Annotated in this window: 20 protein-coding genes; 18 read left to right on the top strand and 2 right to left on the bottom strand. The window is 62.8% G+C overall.

The genetic code is table 11. The annotated features are described in order from the left end of the window. Positions 1 to 35 precede the first annotated feature (35 nt). The 6 genes from EJ066_RS05060 to ruvB all read left to right on the top strand — a co-directional run bounded on the left by EJ066_RS05060 (position 36) and on the right by ruvB (position 3,607). On the top strand, positions 36 to 569 hold the full coding sequence (locus tag EJ066_RS05060; RefSeq protein WP_126035491.1) for a DUF1465 family protein: 534 nt from the start codon (positions 36 to 38) through the stop codon (positions 567 to 569). Between the two features lie 89 nt (positions 570 to 658). Beyond that, positions 659 to 1,168: a crossover junction endodeoxyribonuclease RuvC gene (ruvC, locus tag EJ066_RS05055; protein ID WP_126035490.1), complete on the top strand. Its 510-nt coding sequence runs from the start codon at positions 659 to 661 to the stop codon at positions 1,166 to 1,168. A gap of 27 nt (positions 1,169 to 1,195) precedes the next feature. After that, on the top strand, positions 1,196 to 1,816 hold the full coding sequence (ruvA, locus tag EJ066_RS05050) for a Holliday junction branch migration protein RuvA (RefSeq protein WP_126035488.1): 621 nt from the start codon (positions 1,196 to 1,198) through the stop codon (positions 1,814 to 1,816). Positions 1,817 to 1,884: 68 nt separating this feature from the next. Further along, positions 1,885 to 2,169, top strand: coding sequence for an AbrB/MazE/SpoVT family DNA-binding domain-containing protein (locus EJ066_RS05045; protein ID WP_126035486.1), 285 nt, complete (start codon positions 1,885 to 1,887; stop codon positions 2,167 to 2,169). After that, a complete protein-coding gene (locus tag EJ066_RS05040) occupies positions 2,166 to 2,570 on the top strand; it encodes a type II toxin-antitoxin system VapC family toxin (RefSeq protein ID WP_126035485.1) in 405 nt (134 codons plus the stop codon). Before EJ066_RS05045 ends, EJ066_RS05040 begins: the two co-directional genes overlap by 4 nt. After that, on the top strand, positions 2,567 to 3,607 hold the full coding sequence (gene ruvB / locus EJ066_RS05035) for a Holliday junction branch migration DNA helicase RuvB (RefSeq protein WP_126035483.1): 1,041 nt from the start codon (positions 2,567 to 2,569) through the stop codon (positions 3,605 to 3,607). The genes EJ066_RS05040 and ruvB overlap by 4 nt, the downstream gene beginning before the upstream one ends. Positions 3,608 to 3,618: 11 nt before the next feature. Here ruvB and EJ066_RS05030 read toward each other — a convergent pair whose 3' ends face one another. Further along, entirely contained in the window at positions 3,619 to 4,881 is a 1,263-nt protein-coding gene (locus tag EJ066_RS05030; RefSeq protein ID WP_126035481.1) for a cellulase family glycosylhydrolase, read from the bottom strand. A gap of 133 nt (positions 4,882 to 5,014) precedes the next feature. On the opposite strand from EJ066_RS05030, the gene ybgC reads away from it, so the two are divergent. From ybgC to ftsH, 10 genes are all read left to right on the top strand, one after another. Beyond that, positions 5,015 to 5,488, top strand: coding sequence for a tol-pal system-associated acyl-CoA thioesterase (gene ybgC / locus EJ066_RS05025; protein WP_126035480.1), 474 nt, complete (start codon positions 5,015 to 5,017; stop codon positions 5,486 to 5,488). 302 nt (positions 5,489 to 5,790) lie between these two features. After that, positions 5,791 to 6,501 carry a protein TolQ gene (gene tolQ / locus EJ066_RS05020; RefSeq protein WP_126035478.1) on the top strand — a complete coding sequence of 237 codons (711 nt, stop codon included), beginning with the start codon at positions 5,791 to 5,793 and terminating at the stop codon, positions 6,499 to 6,501. Positions 6,502 to 6,512: 11 nt separating this feature from the next. After that, on the top strand, positions 6,513 to 6,965 hold the full coding sequence (gene tolR / locus EJ066_RS05015; RefSeq protein WP_126035476.1) for a protein TolR: 453 nt from the start codon (positions 6,513 to 6,515) through the stop codon (positions 6,963 to 6,965). A 7-nt stretch (positions 6,966 to 6,972) separates the two neighbouring features. Then, complete coding sequence (locus EJ066_RS05010; protein ID WP_126035474.1) at positions 6,973 to 8,130, top strand: TonB family protein; 1,158 nt, start codon at positions 6,973 to 6,975, stop codon at positions 8,128 to 8,130. A gap of 40 nt (positions 8,131 to 8,170) precedes the next feature. After that, complete coding sequence (tolB, locus tag EJ066_RS05005; protein ID WP_126035472.1) at positions 8,171 to 9,481, top strand: Tol-Pal system beta propeller repeat protein TolB; 1,311 nt, start codon at positions 8,171 to 8,173, stop codon at positions 9,479 to 9,481. 32 nt (positions 9,482 to 9,513) lie between these two features. Next, positions 9,514 to 9,891, top strand: coding sequence for a four helix bundle protein (locus EJ066_RS05000; RefSeq protein ID WP_126035470.1), 378 nt, complete (start codon positions 9,514 to 9,516; stop codon positions 9,889 to 9,891). 252 nt (positions 9,892 to 10,143) lie between these two features. Then, the gene (pal, locus tag EJ066_RS04995; RefSeq protein WP_126035468.1) at positions 10,144 to 10,650 is read left to right on the top strand and encodes a peptidoglycan-associated lipoprotein Pal; all 507 of its coding nucleotides are present in this window, start codon (positions 10,144 to 10,146) and stop codon (positions 10,648 to 10,650) included. A gap of 187 nt (positions 10,651 to 10,837) precedes the next feature. Beyond that, positions 10,838 to 11,932, top strand: coding sequence for a tol-pal system protein YbgF (ybgF, locus tag EJ066_RS04990; RefSeq protein ID WP_126035466.1), 1,095 nt, complete (start codon positions 10,838 to 10,840; stop codon positions 11,930 to 11,932). Further along, positions 11,926 to 13,362 (top strand): tRNA lysidine(34) synthetase TilS, encoded by a 1,437-nt coding sequence (gene tilS, locus EJ066_RS04985; protein WP_126035463.1) that lies wholly within the window; start codon positions 11,926 to 11,928, stop codon positions 13,360 to 13,362. Before ybgF ends, tilS begins: the two co-directional genes overlap by 7 nt. Before the next feature lie 123 nt (positions 13,363 to 13,485). Next, the gene (ftsH, locus tag EJ066_RS04980) at positions 13,486 to 15,414 is read left to right on the top strand and encodes an ATP-dependent zinc metalloprotease FtsH (protein WP_126035461.1); all 1,929 of its coding nucleotides are present in this window, start codon (positions 13,486 to 13,488) and stop codon (positions 15,412 to 15,414) included. Between the two features lie 556 nt (positions 15,415 to 15,970). On the opposite strand, the gene EJ066_RS31745 is transcribed toward ftsH, so the two are convergent. Continuing rightward, positions 15,971 to 16,627, bottom strand: a complete 657-nt coding sequence (locus EJ066_RS31745; RefSeq protein WP_245455184.1) for a hypothetical protein — start codon at positions 16,625 to 16,627, stop codon at positions 15,971 to 15,973. 1,037 nt (positions 16,628 to 17,664) lie between these two features. On the opposite strand from EJ066_RS31745, the gene glmM reads away from it, so the two are divergent. Next, positions 17,665 to 19,017, top strand: a complete 1,353-nt coding sequence (gene glmM, locus EJ066_RS04970; RefSeq protein ID WP_126035458.1) for a phosphoglucosamine mutase — start codon at positions 17,665 to 17,667, stop codon at positions 19,015 to 19,017. 227 nt (positions 19,018 to 19,244) lie between these two features. Further along, on the top strand, positions 19,245 to 20,084 hold the full coding sequence (locus EJ066_RS04965) for an outer membrane protein (protein ID WP_126035456.1): 840 nt from the start codon (positions 19,245 to 19,247) through the stop codon (positions 20,082 to 20,084). Positions 20,085 to 20,293: the final 209 nt, after the last annotated feature.

The raw sequence follows: 20,293 nt of genomic DNA, 5'->3' as shown, positions 1-20,293 counted from the left end.
AATCGACCAGCTTAGGGCAAGTGCAGGGCGTATCGATGAACGACTCTTCTTCGAGGGGAAGCGCGAAAACCATCAAGCTGGCGGAGCGCCGGGTTTTCTCCCAATCCTTCAAGCCGCTCTACCAGGAAGGCATGGGCCTGGTCGAACAGGCGGCCGAATATCTGGACGGCAAGGGCCGGGTCGAGGCGAAGAAACTGTCCAGGCTGGCAGCGACGCTTTATGCGGCTGAGTCGATGCGGCTGACCACGAGGCTGATGCAGGTCGCCTCCTGGCTGCTTTTGCAGCGCGCGGCGAATTCCGGCGAGATGACCCGCGATCAGGTTGCTTCCGAAAAGTCCAAGGTGCGTCTCGACACCGCGTCCGCCAACAACGATGCCGCAGGCTGGGTCGAACTGCCCAAGGATTTTCTCGACCTCGTCGACCGCTCGCTGCGCCTGCAGGCGCTGGTGCGCCGCATGGACGAGGAAATCTATGGCAGCGCCGTGGCCGACGTGCCGCCATCCGGCCGCCGCGTCAATCCGGTTTCCGACCAGATCACGCTGCTGAACACGGCTTTCGCCCGCGGCTGACAGGCTGCTCGATAATTCGTAGCGGGGACCTGTTTCTGGTTTGTTCACATTTCGCTGGCATCGCTGCCCGCCAAGGGTAGACTTGGCGAATGGGGGAAGCGATTCGCATCATCGGCATCGATCCGGGGCTAAGGCGCACCGGCTGGGGCATCGTTGAGAGCCTCGGCAATTCGCTGCGCTTCGTTGCCTCCGGCACTGTGCGTTCCGACGACAAGGCGGCGCTGGCGATGCGCTTGTGCCAGTTGCACGACGGGCTCAGTGATATCCTGCATGCCGCCATGCCGCATGAGGCGGCGGTCGAGCAGACTTTCGTCAACAAGGATGCGGCAGCGACGCTGAAGCTTGGCCAGGCGCGCGGCATCGCCATGCTGGTGCCGGCGCGGGCAGGTCTGGTCGTTGCCGAATATGCGCCCAACGCCGTCAAGAAGGCGGTGATCGGTGTCGGCCATGGCGACAAGAAACAGATCCACATGATGGTCAAGGTGCTGATGCCGAAGGCGACTTTCGACACCGACGATGCCGCCGACGCGCTGGCCATAGCCATCTGCCACGCGCATCACCGGCAAAGTGTCGCGTATCGGATGGCGGCGCTGGCATGAGGCATCACGCATGATCGGCAAGCTCACATGATTGGCAAGCTCAGGGGCACGCTGGACGAGATCGACGAGGATTTCTGCATCGTCGACGTCCACGGCGTCGGCTATGTCACCCACTGCTCGGCGCGCACGCTTGCCGCTTTGCCGGCACCCGGCGAGGCGGTGGTGCTGTTCATCGAGACCTACGTGCGCGAGGACATGCTGCGGCTCTACGGTTTCCAGTCGGTGCTGGAGCGCGAGTGGTTCAGGCTGCTGATGAACAATGTGCAGGGCGTTGGCGCCAAGGTGGCGCTGGCCATCCTTTCGACGCTGGCGCCGGCCGATCTCGCCAATGCCATCGCGCTACGTGATATCGCCATGGTCAGTCGCGCGCCGGGCGTCGGCAAGAAGGTGGCCGAGCGCATCGTCACCGAATTGAAGAACAAGGCGCCGGCCTATGCTGGCGCTGCCTCCGGCACCATCGGCCTGAAGCAGGAACTCGGCGAGGGCGTCGCGCCGGCGCCGATCACCGACGCCGTCTCGGCGCTGGTCAATCTCGGTTATTCGCGCGACATCGCCGCCAATGCGGTGGCGGCGGCGCTGAAGAGCGCCGGCGAGGATGCGGATGCGTCGAAGCTGATCCGCTTCGGACTGAAGGAACTGGCGCGGTGAGGCGGTTGTTGGAAAAGAGAATTCCGATTACAATATAAGTTGTAAGGAATTTCCTAGGAAGTAAGAAAATGGGCGCGTACGCCAGTCTCACCTCGAAGGGCCAGCTTACAATTCCAAAGGACGTCCGGGACGCACTGTCGCTCAAGGCAGGCGATATGATCGCCTGGACGGTCGTGGATGGCTATTTGGTCGGGACGCCGCGCAATCTCGACTTCGCCGACCTCGCCGGATTTCTGGGCGATCCGCCCGGAGGTCCCGCTTCGCTGGAAGAGATCGACGCCGCGGTGCGAGATGCCGTAGGCCGGCATGTCGTCGGGGACAAATCGCAGGGCGGACAAGAGGATGGCGCGTGACGTCGATAGGCATCGATACCAACGTTCTGCTTCGAATGGTGCTGAACGACGATGCCGAGCAAAGGGCAAAAGCCCTCGCCTTCGGTAAGGGTCTCAGCCAGGACAGCCCCGGCTTCGTGAGCTTGATCGTGCTGGTCGAGTTCAGTTGGGCGCTGATTTCGCGCTACAGGCTGCCGAAGGAGCAGGTGCAGACAGCAATCCAGAGGTTGCTGAAGATCAGGACACTGATGTTCGAGGATTTCGATGCCATCGTGATCGCGCTCGAACGATCGAATTCGCCGCAGGTCGACTTTGCCGATGCGCTGATCGCCGAGCACAATCGAAATCTTGGTTGCTCGCATACGGTCACGTTCGATCAGCGGGCGGCCAGATCCATCACCGGTATGGAACTGCTTGCATGAGCCTTTCGCCACGCCTCATTGCTCCCGACAAGCGCGGCGAGGATGCCGAGCAGACCTTGCGGCCGCAGACGCTCGGCGACTTCGTCGGCCAGGCGGCGGTGCGGGCCAACCTCAAAGTGTTCATCGAGGCCGCCAAGGGCCGCAGCGAGGCGCTCGACCATGTGCTGTTCGTCGGGCCGCCCGGCCTCGGCAAGACGACGCTGGCGCAGATCATGGCGCGCGAGCTCGGCGTCAATTTCCGTTCGACCTCAGGCCCGGTCATCGCCAAGGCCGGCGATCTCGCGGCGCTGCTCACCAATCTCGAAGACCGCGACGTGCTGTTCATCGACGAGATCCACAGGCTCAACCCGGCGGTCGAGGAAATCCTCTATCCGGCGATGGAGGATTTCCAGCTCGACCTGATCATCGGCGAAGGGCCGGCGGCGCGCTCGGTCAAGATCGACCTTGCCCGTTTCACCCTCGTCGCCGCCACCACCCGGCTCGGCCTTTTGACCAATCCGCTGCGCGACCGTTTCGGCATTCCGGTTCGTCTCAATTTCTACTCCGTCGAGGAGCTCGAGCAGATCGTGCGACGCGGCGCCCGCATTCTTGCCATGCCGCTCGGCGACGATGGCGCGCTGGAGATCGCGCGGCGGGCGCGCGGCACGCCGCGCATCGCCGGACGCCTGCTGCGCCGCGTGCGCGATTTCGCCTCCGTCGCCGGCAACGGTCATGTCGACCACCGGATCGCCGACGAAGCGCTGACGCGGCTCGAGGTCGACGCGCTCGGCCTCGATGCGCTCGATCGCCGGTATCTGTCGATGATCGCGCGGAATTTTGGCGGCGGGCCGGTCGGCATCGAGACCATCGCTGCGGGGCTCTCCGAGCCGCGCGACGCCATCGAGGACATTATCGAACCCTATCTGATCCAGCAGGGTTTTATTCAGCGCACGCCGCGCGGCCGCGTGCTGACCGCCAATGCCTGGCGGCATCTCGGCCTCGACGCACCCAAGGACCTGGCGCAGCAGCAGATCAGCCTGTTCCAGGAAGAGCCGTAAGCCCCCGGCTTTCACGGCTTGGTTGCCGGCAACGTCCTGATCATTTCCATCACGCCCGGGTCGGCCTTGTCGCCGTTGAAGCCGTCGACGATGCCGAAGGCGCCGCCATAGCTCCAGACCGACCATGCGAAGCCATGGGCTTCGGCGCGCGCGATCATATCGCTGACATAGGCGGCACGGTATTCGGCCGGCATCACATAGGCATTGCCGTATTCCTGGCGGATCATGCCGAACTCGCCCAGCGTGATGTTCTCCGGTTTTATTCCATTGGTCTTCGCCCAGGCTTCCACCGTCTTGAACGGCGTATCCATTATCGCGAGCAGCTTTTCGTCCGTGTCCATGCTGGCGACCTGCTCGTCGAGATAGGCGAGCAGGCCGCTCCGCCGCGCCCATGGCGCCTCGGCCTTGATCTTGGCGCGGATCGCATCGAGCGTAACATCCAGTTGCGCGCGCGGGACAGCGCCGAGCGGATAGGGCAGGCCGGTAACATAGGGGATGAAATCGCCGACCCAGGTCGCGCCCTGATGGGTGAGCAGGAACGGGTCGTAGGAGTGAAAGGTCCAGATGACGTTGTCGTCCGGGATCGCCTTCGGATCGATCCTTGCCAGCGATGCGGCATTGGAATAGCAGGCGCCGGTCAGGATCAGGGTGAGCTTGATGGCCGACGAACGCGCCGCCGCGAACAGTCTCTGCTGGCGCTCCGGCCAGAGGCTGGTGCTATCGGTATCGCAGTCGACGACCGGCTCGTTCATCGGCTCGAAAGCGACTTGGCGCGGGTCCTCATCGGCCAGCGTGCGCGCCATCTTGCGCACCACCTCGGCATAGGCTTCGAACATTTTCGGGTCGTCCATCACCTCGCCCATGCCGATCTTGCGGCTGCCGCCGCTGGGGATCAGGTGCATGTCGACGACCACTTTCAGTCCGGCACGATTGATCATGCGCACCGAGTCCAGCACGCTGGCATAGAGGTTGCCGCGCAGCGTCAGCGTCTCGCCGGACAGGAACGGCGATGGGTCGACCGGCATGCGCAGGAAATCGAAGCCGGCGCTCTTCAGCGCCTTGAGGTCGTCGTCGTTGAGGAACTTGCGCCATTCGGGATAGGGCAGGATTGCCTGCGGGTCGCCCCATTTGTCCTCGCCCGGCCATGTCGTCCATTGGTCGAGATTGAGGCCCCGCTTCATCGAAAAGCTCGCCGCCTGGCCCGGCAGCGCCAGCGCGGCCAGCACAAGCAGCGCCGCCATCAAGGTCTTGATCATCGCCGTCAACAGTGCCATCGGGTTCGTGCGCCAAGCTGATGCGTGCCGCCCAAAAGCGTGTAGCGGTTCTGGGACAACGACACGCACGGAAACAACTGCCTCAAGCGCGTCGCGCTTTAGGTGCCCGGTCAGGCCGAAAAAGGAAAGCGCAATGGACGATCATGGTGAATCGGCGATGCTCTGCGCCGGGCTTTCCGGCGCGCTGACGGAATTCGGCCATCGGCTGATGGCGCGGGTCTATTATGCCGACACCGATTTCTCCGGCGTCGTCTATCACGCGCGCTATCTCGAATTCTTCGAGCGCGGCCGTTCCGACTATCTGCGGCTTGCCGGCGTCCATCACACCGAGTTGGCCGAGGGCAAGCATGGCGAAAGAATAGTCTGGGTGGTGCGGCGCATGGAGATCGACTTCCGCGGATCGGCCCGCATGGATGACATCCTCACCATCGAGACGCGAACCGAGGACATTTCCGGTGCGCGCATCTTCATGGCGCAGCAGTTGAAGCGTGGCAGCGAGGTGCTGGTCGAGGCGCGGGTTGAGGCGGCCATCATCGGCGAGAACGGCCGGCCGAGACGTTTTCCGAAGGAATGGGTTGCGGCCTTCATCCCCAAGGCAAGTGGGTAACGTCTCCCAGCGTCGCTGACCCGGTGCTGTCCGCTCCGATCGCGGGTGACGATTTGCCGGGCGGCTCGCCTGGGGCGCGGCAATGCGTCGCGCTGTACGTCCTAACGCATCCTTAACCATAACAGTTCATGAAGAGATCGGTGAAGATTGGAGGAATCCAAGCGCCTTCCTTTCACCAATATTTGCTCCGAAAAGGCCGCCAACGGTGCATTTTGGGGTTATTCTGCAAGCTTTGCGCGACCACAAGGTATGCCCATGGGCCAACCGCCAGCCATGCCCCGGAAAATCTTAAGGACGTAACCATGGAAAACATCGCACTCGCCGAACCGGGCGCGCATTTGTCGATTTGGGCACTGTTCATGCAGGCCGGCTGGGTGGTCAAGCTGGTCATGATCGGGCTGCTTTGTGCCTCGATCTGGACCTGGGCGATCATCGTCGACAAGCTCGTCGCCTATGGCCGCATGCGGCTTGCGCTCAATCGCTTCGAACAGGTGTTCTGGTCGGGACAGTCGCTGGAAGAGCTCTACCGCACGCTCGCCGACCGCAAGACGTCAGGCATGGGCGCCATCTTCGTCGCCGCCATGCGCGAATGGAAAAAGAGCTTCGAGAAGGGCGCGAAATCGCCGCTCGGCCTGCAGACCCGCATCGACAAGGCGATGGACCTGGCGCTGACCCGCGAAATGGAACGGCTGGAAGGACGGCTCGGCTTCCTCGCCACCACCGGCTCGGCGGCGCCCTTCATCGGCCTGTTCGGCACCGTGATCGGCATCATGACCTCGTTCCAGGCGATCGCCGCCTCCAAGAACACCAGCCTGTCGGTGGTGGCACCCGGCATTGCCGAAGCGCTGCTGGCGACGGCTATCGGCCTGCTCGCGGCCATCCCCGCCGTCATCGCCTACAACAAGCTGTCATCGGACGCGAACAAGATCGCCGTGCGCATGGAGGGCTTTGCCGACGAGTTCTCCGCCATACTCTCGCGCCAAATCGATGAAAAAGTAGCGCCTAAGGCCTGAGGAGCAACTAGATGGGTATGTCCGTAGGCATGGCGGGACGCGGCGGGCGCGGCCACAGGCGGCGTGGCCGCCATCACGCGATGATATCGGAAATCAACGTCACGCCGATGGTCGACGTGATGCTGGTGCTGTTGATCATCTTTATGGTCGCGGCGCCATTGTTGACGGTCGGCGTGCCGATCGACCTGCCGGACACGCAGGCCAAGGCGATGAATGTCGATACGCAACCGATCACCGTTTCGATCAACTCCACCGGCCAGATCTATCTCCAGGAAACCGAGATCCCGATCGAGGAGCTGGTCGCGAAGCTGCAGGCGATTTCGAAGACCGGCTACGATGAGCGTATCTTCATCCGCGGCGACAGATCGACGGACTACGGCACGGCGATGAAGGTGATGGCCCGCATCTCGGCCGCCGGCTACAAGAACATCGGCCTCGTTTCACTACAGGAACAGGATCAATAGACGCAAGATGAGGACCGGCCTCACCACATCGGTGATCTTGCATACGGTGGCGATTGCCTTCGGGCTGTTCACGCTGTCCTCGCCGCCTGCCATGCCTGCGTCCGACGCTGAATCGGTGTCGGTCGATATCGTGCCCATGGAGGCGATGGCGCAGGTTCTGCAGGGCGACAAGAAAGCCGTGGTGCATGAAAAGCCGGCGCCGACGCCGACCAGGCGACCGGATATCGTTCCCGATGCCCAGAAGGTCGGCGAGAACAGTGTCGATACGGAAAAGCCGATAACGCCGGAAGCCAAGCCGAAGCCGGTCGATCTGGCAGAGGCGCCGCCACCCGCGCCAACCCCGGTCGAAAAGCCGAAGCCCGAGGACGTGCCGAAGCCGAAGGAGCAACCCAAGCCTGTTCCGGCGACGGAGGTCGCACCGGTCCCGCAGCCGAAGGAAGAGGTGAAGCCCGAACCGGTCAAGCAGGCGGAGCCAAAACCGACACCGGCCAAGGAGCCGGCGCCGGCCCCACCGCAGGACAAGACCGCCGCCATCGACCCGCAGCCGGAGGTCAAACCCGACGCCGTCGCCGAGGCCATTGCCCAGGAGCCGCCAACCGAGGAGACGCAGCTTCCGGATTCGGCGCCGGCGCCGCAGGCGCGACCGAAGCCGCAACCGGCCCAGGCCGAAAGCGCCAAGGCGCCGGAGCGCAAGAACGCCGACAAGCCGGTCAAGGAAGCCTCGTCCAAGCCGAAGTCGGATGACAAGCAATTCAACGCCGACGAGATTTCCGCACTTCTCAACAAGCAGAAGCCATCCGGCGGCGGCGCCAAGCGCTCGACCCAGCAGGCGTCGCTCGGTGGCAACAAGGATCAGGGCCAGAAGCTTTCGAGATCGGAACAGGGGGCATTGGAGGCCCAGCTTGGCGGTTGCTGGACACTGCCGGTAGGGCTCGAGGGTTCCGAGAATTTCATAGTCGTAGTCCGGTTCAACCTGGACGCTTCCGGCAAGCTCGACGGACGGCCATCCGTCGAAAAGTCCAGCGGAAATCGTCCGTTTGACGAAAGTGCAGTTCGCGCGGTTCAGAAATGCGATGTCGCCGGCCTGCAAGTTCCCGCCGGCAAACAAGACATCTGGGCCGACGTTCGGGTCACTTTCGATCCGAGGGAGATGCTCGGCCTCTAGGCCTGGCGCCCATTGAATCATTGAAGAGAAGCGAGAAGACATGAAATCCATCCTCAAGCCGCTCCTGATGATCGCAGCGATGGCGCTGGGCATGACTGCCGCCGCTACCTTGCCGGCGCGGGCGCTCGTTGAGCTCAACGTCAACAAAGGCAATGTCGAGCCGCTGCCGATCGCCATCACCGATTTCCAGGGCGGCGATGCGCTGGGCGCGGAGATTTCCGGCATCGTCAGCGCAGACCTGAAGCGCTCCGGCCTGTTCGCGCCGATCGACAAGAGCGCCTTCATCGAGAAGATCTCGAACCCGGACGCGACGCCGCGCTTCGAAGACTGGAAGGTGATCAATGCGCAAGCATTGGTGACCGGCAGCGTCAGCAAGGAGGCCGACGGCCGCGTCCGCGCCCAGTACAGGCTGTGGGACACCTTTGCCGGCCAGCAGATGTCCGGTGAGCAGTTCTTCGCCAACGACGCCAATACGAGGCGCGTCGCCCATATCATCGCCGACGCCATCTATGAGCGGCTGACCGGCGAGAAGGGTTATTTCGACACGCGCGTCGTCTTCATCGACGAATCGGGCGCCAAGAATGCGCGCAAGAAGCGGCTCGCCATCATGGACCAGGATGGCGCCAACGTCCGCTACCTGTCGGATGGCAGGTCGATCGTGCTGACCCCGCGTTTCTCGCCGAACCGGCAGGAAATCACCTACATGTCCTATGAAAGCGGCCAGCCGCGGGTTTATCTCTTGCAGATCGAAACCGGACAGCGCGAACTGGTCGGCAATTTTCCCGGCATGACCTTTGCGCCGCGCTTTTCGCCCGACGGCCAGAAGGTGATCATGAGCCTGCTGCGCGAGGACGGCAATTCCAACATCTTCGCCATGGACCTGAGAAGCCGCTCGACGACCAGGCTCACCAATTCGACGGCGATCGACACCTCGCCGTCCTATTCGCCGGATGGCAGCAAGGTGGTGTTCACCTCCGACCGCGGCGGCCGCGCGCAGATCTACGTGATGGGCGCCGACGGTTCGGGCCAGACCCGCATCTCCTTCGGTGACGGTGTCTATTCGACGCCGGTGTGGTCGCCGCGCGGCGATCTCATCGCCTTCACCAAGCAGACCGCCGGCGAATTCCAGATCGGCGTCATGCGCATCGACGGTTCGGGCGAGCGCATCCTTTCGACAGGCTTCCAGCAGGAGGGGCCGACCTGGGCGCCCAACGGCCGGGTGCTGATGTTCTTCCGCGATTCAGCCGGCGGGCCGAAGCTCGTTTCGGTCGATCTCACCGGTCGCAACGAACAGCCGATCCCGACCACGAATTTCGCATCGGACCCGGCATGGTCGCCGCTCTTGGAATAAGAGAGGAATTGAAGAATTGAAGAATTGAAGAGATGGAGAAGGCAGGGGGCTATATTAAGCGAGCGAAGGATCTCGAGGTCTATAAGCGTGCTTATTCGGTTTCTCTTGAGGTGCACAAAGCCACGCTTGCCTTCCCCAAAATGGAGCAATACGCGCTAGCCGATCAATTGCGCCGTTCCAGCAAGGGGATCTGCGCCAATTTGGCTGAGGGATTTGCCAAACAGACCCACTCTAAGCTTGAATTCGCGCGTTTCATTTCGATGGCTATGGGGTCATGCAGTGAAGTGGAGACATGGATTTCGTACGCGTTCGACCTTGGATACACCACGCAAGCGCAACGCGACGAATGGCTGCAATCCTACGCCCATATCTACGGTATGCTGGTGAATCTGAGAGAGAAGCTAAAGTGATCTCTCTCTTCAGTTTCTTCGATTCCTCAATTCTTCAATTCTTCAATTCGCTCCTTTCCACGCCTTGGTCGCGTTTTGGCCGTATTTCCGCCTACGGTCCGCGCGCATTGTGACCCCTGTTGTCCCTTGGGGCAAAACGGCTGCGGACGGCAGCCGCAACCAATTTTTAACCGTGTTTCTTGAATGCCGGTTAACCCAAACGTGGTTACTGGAGGATCAATGAAATCACTCGAATTGCGAAGGAGAGGCGGCATGGGCCGTATCGCAGCACTTACCAGAAGCCCGGTGATGATTGCACTGGTGGCGTCACTCGCCATCGCCGGTTGCGCTTCGAAGAAGACCCCGAACAGCGCCGCCGATCTCGGCCTCAGCGGTGCCGGCGCGGCAACGCCCGGATCGGCCCAGGACTTCACCGTCAACATCGGCGACCGCATCTTCTTCGACACGGATTCGTCCTCGATCCGCGCCGACGCGCAGACGACGCTTTCGCGCCAGGCGCAGTGGCTGAACCAATACGGGCAGTACGCCATCGTCATCGAGGGCCATGCCGACGAGCGCGGCACACGCGAATACAACCTGGCGCTCGGCGCCCGCCGTGCGGCCGCCACCCGCGACTTCCTCGTCGCCAGGGGTGTTGCCGCCCAGCGCCTGAAGACCATTTCCTACGGCAAGGAGCGTCCGGTCGCGGTCTGCGACGACATCTCCTGCTGGTCGCAGAACCGTCGCGCCGTCACCACGCTCAGCGGCGCCGGTTCTTGATCGGCAGAAATGCAACACATATGTGCGAAAGGCGGCTGCGGCCGCCTTTTTCATGTCCGGAGCCCGGATATGAGCCTTGAAACAAAATTTGGCCGAAGTCCTGCGGCCTGCTAAGAGCCGAGAAGCCTGACGGTCCATCCTGATCGGAAGGCGCGCAACAGGCCAACAATTTCACGGCGAGAGGCACATGCATTTCAGATCGGTCTTGAGCGGCACGCTTGCGCTGCTGCTCCTAACAAGCGTCGCCGCCCCGGCAAGCGGCACCGAGCAGCCGTCGAAAGGCGGTCTTTCCTTCCATTTGCCCAAGATCAACCTGCCCGGCGTTTTCGGTGAAAAGCCCAGCGAGAAGCCGGATCAGGTTCAATTCGCGCAGGACGGCACCAGCGCTACGGCGCTTCAGGAACAGCTCCGGCAGATGAACGGCAGGATCGAGGAGCTCAACTTCCAGGTCCTGCAAATGCAGGAGCAGATCCGCAAGCAGCAGGAAGACAACGAGTTCCGCTTCCAGCAGCTGGAAGGCGGTTCGCAAGGCGCGCAGCAACCAGGCGAGCAGAAGAAGTCGGACGCCACCACCGAGACCGACGGCAGCGTCGCCGAGGCCCCGGCGACGCACGCGCCGGCCGATGCGGGCACACCGCCCGATGGCGGCCAGGAGGTCATCGTCGAATCGCCGACAGGCGAACCCGGCACGGTCATCCAGGGCGCGCCGCCGAAGACGTTCGGCACCATCACCGTCGACAAGAACGGCAACGTTGTCGACTCCGACGGCAAACCGCAAGCGCATGCACCGGCGCAGAGCACCGACCCCATCCCCGGCGACCAAGCCGCCGGCGGCCAAGCCACTGGGACGCAGACCGGCAAGCCCGACGACACGGTGGTCGCGGCGCTGCCCGCCACCGACGACCCGGAGGAGCTTTACCGCAACTCCTACCAGTTCATTCTGTCGGGCGACTACAATACCGCCGAACAGGGTTTTCGCGACCATATCGCCCGCTTCCCCAGGGACGCCAAGGCGGCGGACGCGCATTACTGGCTGGGTGAGTCGCTGCTCGGCCAGCAGAAATACCGCGACGCGGCCGAGACTTTCCTGGCGGCCAGCAAGGACTATCCGAAGGCCAAGAAGGCTCCCGACATGCTGCTGAAGCTCGGTGTGTCGCTGGTCGGATTGAACCAGCGCGACGTGGCCTGCGCCACTTTCGGCGAGATCGGCAAACGCTATCCCAACGTTTCCGGCGCGCTCAAGGAACGCGTCAAGCAGGAAAGGGCGCTCGCGGCGTGCTGACGCTCGAAACCGAGCCTAAGGTTTCGGATTTTTCGCAGATCGACTTTACCAACGGCGTTCTTGCAGCCGTGTCCGGCGGCAGCGACTCGACCGCCCTCCTCCTTCTCCTCAAAGATCACCTCGACCGTACCGCGCCGGCAACGAAATTGCTGGCTGTGACGATCGATCACGGTTTGCGGCCGGGCGCGGCGGCGGAAGCGCAAGCCGTGGCCAGGCTTTGCGCCGGGCGCGGCATTGCCCACCGCATCCTGGTCTGGTCCGGACGCAAGCCGTCGACAGGCCTGCCGGCTGCCGCGCGGGAGGCACGCTACCGGCTGCTGGCCGAGGCGGCGCGGGCGGAAGGCATCGGCCTGATCCTGACCGGCCACACTGCCGACGATCAGGCCGAGACTGTGCTGATGCGGCAAGTCCGCGACGATGGCGCCCGCGACGGGGGGCGAGGCCTTGCCGGCATGGCGCCCGCAACCCTTTACGACTGGCGGATCTGGATCGCACGGCCGCTCCTCGGCACACGGCGTGCGACGCTGCGCGACGTCCTGCGGCGCGCAAATGTCGGCTGGGCCGAAGATCCGACCAATGAAGACGAGGCTTTCGAGCGGCCGCGCATCCGCGCAGCACTTGCCGATGGCAATGGTGCGCAGCGCATGGGAGACGCGATAGCGCTGGCCGCGCGGGCTGCCGTGGAGCGCGAACAGCTTGGCCATCGCGCGGCGGCGCTGATCCGTGGCTTCGCCAGTAAGCCCGCCGACGGCCTTATCCGTCTCGATCCGGGCTTTGCCGCGGCCGGAGACGAGCCGGCGGCCGTTTATGCGCTGCGCATCCTGCTGGCAACTGTCGGCGGCGTTGCCTTTCTGCCCGACCAGGCTCGCAGCGAGGCGCTGCTCGACCGGCTGAGGGCGGGGCCGTTTGGCTCAATCCCATTTTGCGCCACCCCATTTTGCGCCACATTGTCGCGGACGGTGGTCGATGCGCGGCGTACCGGCATCTTCCTGCGTCGCGAAACCCGCAACCTGCCGCCCGCGGCTCCGGCCGCGGACAATGCCCTCTGGGACGGTCGCCGGAGGATCACATTGGGCGACAAGCCAGGTGCATTTTTGATCGCGCCGCCCCTGATCGCGCCATTGGGCGCGGCTCGTGCCGCAAAACGGGCAATTGCCGACGACGGCACGCCGCCAAGCCTTGTGCGAGCCGCCCTGGCGGCCGAGCCGGCGCTGTGGCGCTCAAGCGAATACCTTAGCGAATATCCTGGCGAATGCCTCGGTCTGGTGCAGGACAGCCGGGTCTCGTCACGAATGGCGGCATGTCCGGTTGTTGCGCCCTTCGCCCGCTTCCTGCCGTCCTTCGATCTGGCGCCGGCCAGGACTGTCGCCGCGCTGATCGGTGCGCCGCTCGTTCCAGCCGTGCCTTTCAGCGGCCACACTGCCGGTTGATCATGGGCGAAAGCTTAACCGCGACATGCTGTTCTGCTTGGCAAGGGAGGGCGCCATCCCTATGTTAGACCCAAGTTTCCTCTCACGACGCGTGTCCGCCAGCGGACGCCAACGGGACAATTGATGAATCCGAATTATCGTAATCTCGCGCTCTGGGCGATCATAGCGGTTCTGCTCATCGCTCTCTTCAACCTGTTCCAGACGCCGCAGACGCGCGGAGCAGCGAGCGATGTCCCCTATTCGCAGTTCCTGCAGGACGTCGCGGCCGGCCGAGTGAAGACGGTCACTATCGCGGGTTCCCGCATCTCCGGTACCTATACCGACAGCGCGACCGGCTTCCAGACCTATTCGCCGGGAGATCCCTCGCTGGTTTCGAGGCTGCAGGACAAGAACGTCACCATTAACGCGCGTCCTGAATCCGATGGTTCCAATTCGCTGTTCGGCTATCTCATCTCCTGGCTGCCGATGATCCTGATCCTTGGCGTCTGGATATTCTTCATGCGCCAGATGCAGTCCGGCTCCGGCCGCGCCATGGGCTTCGGCAAGTCGAAGGCCAAGCTGCTCACCGAGGCGCATGGCCGCGTCACCTTCCAGGATGTCGCCGGTGTCGACGAAGCCAAGCAAGATCTGGAAGAAATCGTCGAGTTCCTGCGTGATCCGCAGAAGTTCCAGCGGCTTGGCGGCAAGATTCCGCGCGGCGTGCTGCTCGTCGGCCCTCCCGGAACCGGCAAGACGCTGCTTGCCCGTTCGGTCGCCGGTGAAGCCAACGTGCCGTTCTTCACCATTTCCGGCTCGGACTTCGTCGAGATGTTCGTCGGCGTCGGCGCCAGCCGCGTCCGCGATATGTTCGACCAGGCCAAGAAGAATGCGCCCTGCATCATCTTCATCGACGAAATCGACGCGGTCGGCCGCCATCGTGGCGCCGGTCTCGGCGGCGGCAACGACGAGCGCGAGCAGACGCTGAACCAGTTGCTGGTCGAAATGGATGGTTTCGAATCCAACGAAAGCATCATCCTGATCGCCGCCACCAACAGGCCGGACGTGCTCGATCCGGCGCTGCTGAGGCCCGGCCGCTTCGACCGCCAGGTGGTGGTGCCGAACCCGGATATCATCGGCCGCGAGAAGATCCTGAAGGTGCATGTGCGCAACGTGCCGCTGGCGCCCAATGTCGATCTCAAGGTCGTTGCCCGCGGCACGCCGGGATTTTCCGGCGCCGATCTGATGAACCTCGTCAACGAGGCGGCGTTGATGGCGGCGCGGCGCAACAAGCGTCTCGTCACCATGGCCGAATTCGAAGACGCCAAGGACAAGATCATGATGGGCGCCGAGCGACGTTCGTCGGCCATGACCCAGGCCGAGAAGGAACTCACCGCCTATCACGAGGCCGGCCACGCCATCCTGGCGCTGAACGTGCCGTCGGCCGATCCGCTGCACAAGGCGACCATCATCCCGCGTGGCCGGGCGCTTGGCATGGTCATGCAGTTGCCGGAAGGCGACCGCTATTCGATGAGCTACAAATACATGATCTCGCGGCTCGCCATCATGATGGGCGGCCGCGTCGCCGAGGAGTTCAAGTTCGGCAAGGAGAACATCACCTCGGGCGCCTCCTCGGACATCGAGCAGGCGACCAAACTGGCGCGAGCCATGGTCACGCGCTGGGGCTTCTCCGACAAGCTCGGCCACGTCGCCTATGGCGAAAATCAGGAGGAAGTGTTCCTCGGCCATTCGGTGGCGCGCACCCAGAACGTCTCGGAAGAGACGGCGCAGATCATCGACGCTGAAGTGCGCCGGCTGATCGACGAGGCCTATTCGACGGCGAAATCCATCCTGACGAAGAAGAAGAAGGAATGGATCGCGCTGGCGCAGGGCCTTTTGGAATATGAGACCCTGTCCGGCGAGGAGATCAAGCAACTGATCGCCGGCCATAAGCCCGCCCGCGATCTCGGCGACGACACGCCGCCGAGCCGTGGTTCGGCCGTGCCGAAGTCCGGCAGCCGCCGCAAGAAGGGTCCCGAGCCCGAAGGCGGCATGGAGCCTCAGCCGTCAAGCTAGGGGCCGGCCCAGCAGGTTGATTTCGAAAACGCCGCGGCTCTGACCGCGGCGTTTCTTCTTTGGAGGGTAGCTGCCGATCGGCGTGGCTTGAAGTCTTGCAGAATGACGAGGAACGGTTCGCGAAGCGAATCCACCGTGACGGTGGCACGAGCGTCAATAGTTCCTTTCAGGGGCAAAATCGCAGACCACGAGATTGGCCGAAACATTTCTCCCTTCGTCACATCCCAGGGTCTGCGCCGCTTCGCTCCTTGCTCCGCCCTGGGATCGACGAGGGCGTGGTGGGGATTGGGCTAATGCATGTCGCCCAAAAGTGCGCAGCGGTTTTGGGATAACGACATGCATAAAAACAACGACTTAAAGCGCGTCGCATGAATCCCTTCAGACGCGACGCGCTTTAGTCGCAGCTGTTGGAGATGGCGGGTGGAGGTGGGGCCGGCAGTGACCTGCCCATAAGCCTCTTTCAGTTTGGTCAGTCAACGAGCGACCATCTGCCAAAAGAGAACCCCGCGGCCCGGAAAGGCCACGGGGTTCCTGATCAGGATCGAAGTTCGCTAAATCAGCTCTTCAGCCTGGCATTGCACAAGCTGTAGAAGCCGCCGCCCTTCTGGATCCACTTGAGGCCGCCCAGCGCGTTGGCGTCCTTGTTGGCGTAGTACTGGTCGAGGCAGGTGTGCAACCGCGCCTTGCCCGGGGTTTCGCTGCTGTACTTGTTGGAGATCGCCTTCGGAAACGTCACACCCTGGGGGGCGGTGACGGTGGGTGCTTGAGGGTCGCTGGTGTAGCTTGCCTCATCGGCTGCCGGCACGGTGTCGTCGTCGGATGCACCGGCGCCGCACTGACTCTTGCGGAAGTCGTTCCATTTCATGCCGTTCAGCATGTTGCCGGCCTTGGCCGCCTGATACTTGGCGCTGCAGTCCGCCATGCTGAGGCCTTTGCCGGTGTCGGCGGTTGCTGCCTTGGTCGTTGGCTCGGCGGGTTCCGCCGCCACGCTGGCGCCGGCGGCGCATTCGGCCTTGCGGAAGTCGTTCCACTTCATGCCGTTCAGCGTGCCGGCGGCTTTCGCGGCCTGATATTTGGTGCTGCATTCCTTCGCCGTCAGGCCCGGTGCCGCATCGTCGCCAGTAGCCGCTGTCGCTTTGGGCGTCTCGGCGGGTTCTGCCGCCGCGCTGGCGCCGGCGGCGCATTCGGCCTTGCGGAAGTCGTTCCACTTCATGCCGTTCAGCGTGCCGGCGGCTTTCGCGGCCTGATATTTGGTGCTGCATTCCTTCGCCGTCAGGCCCGGTGCCGCATCGTCGCCAGTAGCCGCTGTCGCTTTGGGCGTCTCGGCGGGTTCTGCCGCCGCGCTGGCGCCGGCGGCGCATTCGCTCTTGCGGAAGTCGTTCCACTTCATGCCATTCAGCGTGCCGGCGGCTTTCGCGGCCTGATATTTGGCGCTGCATTCCTTCGCCGTCAGGCCCGGTGCCGCATCGTCGGTGGTGGCAGCGTCGGTGGTGGTGTCTGCCTTGGCCGGCGTGGTGTCGGTTGCGGTGGCGTCGGTGCCGCATTGTGCCTTGCGGAACTGGTTCCAGTTCTGCCCGCCAAGTGTTCCGGCGTCCTTGGCCGCGTTATACTTGGTGCTGCATTCGGCCATGGTCAGCGCATTGGCTGGCGCCGCCAGGAACAAGGTCACGACGACAAGACCCGTCAAAGTGGCAATTCGATGGATGAGCATGCGTTTTCTCCCTTACAGAGTTCATGATATGTCCCTCAGCAAGCAATAGCGCTCAACGACTGGTTGCGCCAGATGCTAAGTAGCGTAAAAGACCGTTTGGAAAGCGAATTCCTTCCAATAAGGTGATGAAATCGTTGCGGGCTACGGGTCTCCCAGGTGAATCTTTCCGACTGCATTGCACGGAGAGCGCGTATATGGCGGCCCACGCCCAGGAAATCGCTTCACATGACAGGTCAATCGAGTTGGCCAGCGCGGCGGACCTGAATGCGGCTCGGCACGGAGCCGCACAGCGCGCGAATTCTGGGTTGAAGCCACGCAGACACATCACCCGGACTCCAGTGCGGTTTGAGTTGAAGTTCCTGAACGCTGCTGCCGCATACAGGGCAGGAACTTGAGATCACCACATCAGCGTGACACAAATCACACAAAACAACGATTTTCTAAGGAATGGTGACGTATAATCATGCATTGTGATGATAGGGCTCGGGCCAATTTGTGGCATGACGTGCCGGGAAAGAACCATCGGGAAGCTGACTAGCATGGCGGGAAGTTATTTCGGTACGGACGGCATTCGCGGGCGCGCCAACAGGTTTCCAATGACGGCGGAGGTCGCCATGAGGGTCGGCATGGCCGCCGGCCTTTCATTCCAGCGCGGCAACCACCGCCACCGCGTCGTGCTCGGCAAGGACACCAGACTTTCCGGCTACATGATCGAAAATGCTATGGTGTCGGGCCTGTGCGCCGCCGGCATGGACGTGTTCCTGCTCGGCCCGATTCCGACGCCTGCCGTCGCCATGCTGGTGCGCTCGTTGCGCGCCGACATCGGCGTGATGATCTCAGCCTCGCACAATCCCTACTACGACAACGGCATCAAGCTGTTCGGCCCGGATGGCTACAAGCTTTCCGACGAGATCGAGGAGCGCATCGAGGGAATGCTCGACAAGGATATCGACCTTGCGCTCGCCGATTCGGACGGACTTGGCCGCGCCAAGCGCGTCGACGGCGTCCATGACCGCTATATCGAGTTCGCCAAGCGCACGCTGCCGCGGTCGATGTCGCTTTCGGGGCTTCGCATCGTCGTCGATTGCGCCAACGGCGCCGCCTACAAGGTGGCGCCCGAAGCACTGTGGGAACTCGGCGCCGAAGTCGTCGCCATCAATGTCGAGCCCAATGGCTTCAACATCAACAAGGAGTGCGGCTCGACCCATCCGGCCGGCCTGCAGAAGAAGGTACACGAAGTGCGCGCCGACATCGGCATCGCGCTCGACGGCGATGCCGACCGCGTCGTCATCGTCGACGAGAATGGCGCGATCGTCGACGGCGACCAGATCATGGCGCTGATTGCCGAGTCCTGGCATCAGAGTGGACGGCTGGCCGGCGGCGGCGTCGTCTCGACGGTGATGTCCAATCTCGGCCTCGAACGTTTCCTCGGCGACATGAACCTGCAGTTGCACCGCACCAAGGTCGGCGACCGCTATGTCGTCGAACACATGCGCGCGCACGGCCTGAATGTCGGCGGCGAACAGTCGGGCCACATCGTGCTGTCCGATTTTTCCACGACCGGCGACGGCCTCGTCTCGGCGCTCCAGGTGCTCGCCTGCATCAAACGGCAGAACCGGCCGGTCAGCGAACTGTCGAAGAAGTTCGCGCCGGTGCCGCAGCTTCTGAAGAACGTCCATATTTCCGGCGGCAAGCCGCTCGAGGAAGCCCCGGTCAAGGCGGCGATCGAGGATGCGCGCCACCGCCTGGGCAAGTCCGGGCGCCTGGTCATCCGGCCATCCGGCACGGAGCCGCTCATCCGCGTCATGGCGGAAGGCGACGACCAGCAACTGGTCGAGGCCGTCGTCAACGACATCGTCGAGGTCATTTCGGAAACGCGCAGCGCCGCCTGATCCTGCGCTTTTGGCAGTTTGAAAGCCCGCCTTCCCGGCGGGCTTTTTTCATTGGTTGCACATCAATCCTGCCCGTAGATATGGCCGCGAGTTTCCCCGAATCCTAGAGATTCATGGTTAAGCGATAAGGTTAAACGCCTTTTAACTTTTCCAATTCATTATCCACGACTGAAGCCAATCATATTCGGACGCGTTCGCTGTGCCGAGGGTTCTCAGGGGTGACAAGCATGTTCAATACAGCAAGAATGGCCCTCTTTGCGGCGCTGTTCGCGGGCGTAGCCGGGCCAGTGTTCGCAGCCGACTTCGTGGAGCCGCCCGTGATCGAGCAGGCTCCGCCGCCGGCCGTCTACGAGCAGCCAGTCGAGTATGGTGGCTGGTACATTCGCGGCGACATCGACTATCACTGGTCGAAGTTTCGCGGCGCCGACTACATCACCTATGGTGATCCGCCGGGAACGGGCAAGTTCGACAGCGGCAAGCTGAAGAGCGCTTTCTCGGCCGGTGCCGGCGTCGGCTATCAGATCAACCAGCATTTCCGCACCGATCTCACCGCGGATTGGATGAGCAAATCCAAATTCCGCGGCTCAACCAGCGGGTTTTGCGGCATTGATCAAACGCCGTGCACCTCGGTCGACACCTCGTCCTATACGGCGCTGCTGCTTCTCGCCAACGCCTATGTCGACATCGGCACTTGGCACGGCATCACCCCCTATGTCGGCGCCGGCATCGGCGGTGCCTGGGTCAAGTGGGATACACTGCATAACAGCGATGCCGACGGCGACTTCGAGCATGGTGGCGGCAAGGGCTGGCGCTTTGCCTATGCTGCCATGGCCGGCGCGTCCTACTGCCTGACCGACCGGGTCAAGCTCGACGTCGGCTACCGCTTCAGCCACATCAATGGCGGGAAGATGTTCAACTACGCGTCGGACAGCAATGTCGGTCCGGGCTATGACAAGGGCATCAACGTGCACGAAGTGCGCGGCGGCTTGCGCTACCAGTTCGGCAAATCGGACTGCGCCCAGCCGGAGCCGATCGCCTACGAACCCGAACCGATCTACACCAAGTAATCGCTTCGAGAGCAGGTTTGCGGACCGCCCGGCCAAAGCCGGGCGGTCTTCGTTTGCGTCGGGTCGGTCTAAAGCGCGTCGCGTTTGAACGGATTCATGCGACGCGCTTTAGGTTATTGTTTTTATGCATGTCGTTATCGCAAAACCGCTGCATACTTTTGCGCGGCATGCATTAAAGCGCATCGGAATCAATTCGCTAACGCTCTGTT

Source organism: Mesorhizobium sp. M9A.F.Ca.ET.002.03.1.2 (genome assembly GCF_003952365.1).
Classification (GTDB): Bacteria; Pseudomonadota; Alphaproteobacteria; order Rhizobiales; family Rhizobiaceae; genus Mesorhizobium.
The sequence above is the reverse complement of the archived record's forward strand: the minus strand, read 5'-3'. Positions and strand labels throughout refer to the sequence as shown.

What these genes read in the sequence shown, in the direction of transcription:
- EJ066_RS05060 (WP_126035491.1), top strand. Translation starts at nt 36, where the DNA reads ATGAACGACTCTTCTTCGAGGGGAAGCGCGAAAACCATCAAGCTGGCG.
- ruvC (WP_126035490.1), top strand. Translation starts at nt 659, where the DNA reads ATGGGGGAAGCGATTCGCATCATCGGCATCGATCCGGGGCTAAGGCGC.
- ruvA (WP_126035488.1), top strand. Translation starts at nt 1,196, where the DNA reads ATGATTGGCAAGCTCAGGGGCACGCTGGACGAGATCGACGAGGATTTC.
- EJ066_RS05045 (WP_126035486.1), top strand. Translation starts at nt 1,885, where the DNA reads ATGGGCGCGTACGCCAGTCTCACCTCGAAGGGCCAGCTTACAATTCCA.
- ruvB (WP_126035483.1), top strand. Translation starts at nt 2,567, where the DNA reads ATGAGCCTTTCGCCACGCCTCATTGCTCCCGACAAGCGCGGCGAGGAT.
- EJ066_RS05030 (WP_126035481.1), bottom strand. Translation starts at nt 4,881, where the DNA reads ATGGCACTGTTGACGGCGATGATCAAGACCTTGATGGCGGCGCTGCTT.
- ybgC (WP_126035480.1), top strand. Translation starts at nt 5,015, where the DNA reads ATGGACGATCATGGTGAATCGGCGATGCTCTGCGCCGGGCTTTCCGGC.
- tolQ (WP_126035478.1), top strand. Translation starts at nt 5,791, where the DNA reads ATGGAAAACATCGCACTCGCCGAACCGGGCGCGCATTTGTCGATTTGG.
- tolR (WP_126035476.1), top strand. Translation starts at nt 6,513, where the DNA reads ATGGGTATGTCCGTAGGCATGGCGGGACGCGGCGGGCGCGGCCACAGG.
- EJ066_RS05010 (WP_126035474.1), top strand. Translation starts at nt 6,973, where the DNA reads ATGAGGACCGGCCTCACCACATCGGTGATCTTGCATACGGTGGCGATT.
- tolB (WP_126035472.1), top strand. Translation starts at nt 8,171, where the DNA reads ATGAAATCCATCCTCAAGCCGCTCCTGATGATCGCAGCGATGGCGCTG.
- EJ066_RS05000 (WP_126035470.1), top strand. Translation starts at nt 9,514, where the DNA reads ATGGAGAAGGCAGGGGGCTATATTAAGCGAGCGAAGGATCTCGAGGTC.
- pal (WP_126035468.1), top strand. Translation starts at nt 10,144, where the DNA reads ATGGGCCGTATCGCAGCACTTACCAGAAGCCCGGTGATGATTGCACTG.
- ybgF (WP_126035466.1), top strand. Translation starts at nt 10,838, where the DNA reads ATGCATTTCAGATCGGTCTTGAGCGGCACGCTTGCGCTGCTGCTCCTA.
- ftsH (WP_126035461.1), top strand. Translation starts at nt 13,486, where the DNA reads ATGAATCCGAATTATCGTAATCTCGCGCTCTGGGCGATCATAGCGGTT.
- EJ066_RS31745 (WP_245455184.1), bottom strand. Translation starts at nt 16,627, where the DNA reads ATGAAGTGGAACGACTTCCGCAAGGCCGAATGCGCCGCCGGCGCCAGC.
- glmM (WP_126035458.1), top strand. Translation starts at nt 17,665, where the DNA reads ATGGCGGGAAGTTATTTCGGTACGGACGGCATTCGCGGGCGCGCCAAC.
- EJ066_RS04965 (WP_126035456.1), top strand. Translation starts at nt 19,245, where the DNA reads ATGTTCAATACAGCAAGAATGGCCCTCTTTGCGGCGCTGTTCGCGGGC.